The organism is Psychrobacter sp. I-STPA6b (genome assembly GCF_020662265.1).
Taxonomy (GTDB): domain Bacteria; phylum Pseudomonadota; class Gammaproteobacteria; order Pseudomonadales; family Moraxellaceae; genus Psychrobacter.
The window spans coordinates 1-1,523 of sequence record NZ_VEWM01000127.1 but is presented as its reverse complement, the minus strand read 5'-3'; the positions used below and the strand labels follow the sequence as shown (position 1 = coordinate 1,523).

Here is a 1,523-nt window from a genome sequence, read left to right as displayed (position 1 = left end):
AAGAGGAGGAGAAGGAAAAGAAAAAGGAGAGAAAAAGGAAAGAAAGGGGGGAGGGGGAGGAGGGAGAGAGAGAGAAGGAAAGGAGGGAGGGAGGAAAAGGGAAAGAAGAAGAGAGGAAGGAAAAAGAGGAAGAAGGAAAAAAAAGAAAGAAGGAGGGGGAGAAGAGAAAGAGGAGGAAGAGGGGAGGGAAAGGGGAGGAGGAGGAAAAAAAAAGAAAGAAGGGAAAAGAAAGGGGGGAGAAAGGGGAAAAGAGAAAAGGGGAAAGGGAAGGCGAGAGACAAGAAGCAAGAAGAGGGAGAGAAAGAAAAGAGGAAAGAAGGGAAGAAGAAGAAGAAAGAGAAGAAAAGGAAGAGGAAAAGGGAGAAAGAAAAGAAAAAGGGGAGGGAAGAGGGAAAAAGGAGGAAAGAAAGGAAAAGAGGGAAAAAAAAAAGGAGGAAATGGATGAGGAAAAATGAGATTAAGTAATTTATGATAAAAAAAGTATTAAATAAGGGAAGAGATAAATGTATGGTAGAATGGATTGAAAAAAAAGAAGAGAAAGAAGAAAAGGAAAAAGGGAAAGGAGGGGGGGGGAAGAGGAAAGAAAGGGGAAGGAAAGAAAAGAAAAGGAGAGGGAAGAAGAGAAAGAAAAAGGAGAAAGAGAGAAAAAAAAAAAAAAGAAAAAGGAGGGAGAGGAGGGAAAGAGAAAAAGAGAAAGGAAAGGGGAAAAAAAAGGAAAGGAAGGGGGAAAGAAAAGAAAGGAGGAAAAGGAAAGGGGGAAAAGGGAGAAAGAAGAGGAAAAAGGGGGAAAAAGAAGAGAAAAAAGAAGAGAAAGAAGAGAAAGAGAAAGAAGAAAAGAAAAAGGAGAAGGGGGGGAGGAGGGGGGGAGAGAGAAAGGAGGAAGGAAGAAGAAAGAAAAAGGAAAAAGGGGGGGGAGGAAAAAAAGAGAAAAAAAAAAAGGAAGAAAAAGAGAAAGGAAAGAGGGGAGGGGAGAGAAAGGAGGAGAGAAGGAGGGAAGAAGAGAAAAGGAGGGAGAGGGGGAGAGAGAAAAGAAGAGGGAAAGGAGGGGAGAAGAGGGGAAAGGAAGGAAGAGAGGGAGGAGAGAGAGAGGGAAAGAGGGAGGGAAGAAGAGAGGGGAAGAGAAAGGAAAGAGGGGGGGGGAGAGAAAGGAGAAAGAGAAGAAAGGAGAGAAGAAAGAAAGGGAGGGAGGGAGGAGAAAAGGGAGGGGGGGGAAGAGGAGAAGGGAGGGAGAGAGGAAGAAAAAAGAGAAGGAGAAGGAGGGGGAAGAAAAAAGAGGGGGAAAGAGAGAGAAAGAAAAGAGGGAGGAAAAGAGGAAAGAGAGAGAAGAAAGGAAGGAGGGGGGGAAGGGAAGAAAAGAAGGGGGAAGGAGGGAGGAAGAGGGGGGGAGGGAAGAGAGGAAAAAGAGAGAGGGGGGAAGGAAAAAAGGGAGGGAAGAAAGGAAGGGGAAGAAGGAGAGAAGGGGGGGGGGGAAGAAAGAAGGGCAGTATTACGTTGAATAAGATTTGATGTATAGAACGTATAGG

At 44.8% G+C, this 1,523-nt stretch carries 2 protein-coding genes; both read left to right on the top strand.

Annotated elements, in window-relative coordinates; genetic code table 11:
• On the top strand, positions 1-465 hold a 465-nt coding region (locus tag FHK88_RS14605), incomplete at its 5' end, for a hypothetical protein (RefSeq protein WP_227431279.1).
• 3 nt (positions 466-468) lie between these two features.
• The gene (locus FHK88_RS14600; RefSeq protein ID WP_227431278.1) at positions 469-1,506 is read left to right on the top strand and encodes a hypothetical protein; all 1,038 of its coding nucleotides are present in this window, start codon (positions 469-471) and stop codon (positions 1,504-1,506) included.
• The last annotated feature ends 17 nt before the right edge of the window (positions 1,507-1,523 follow it).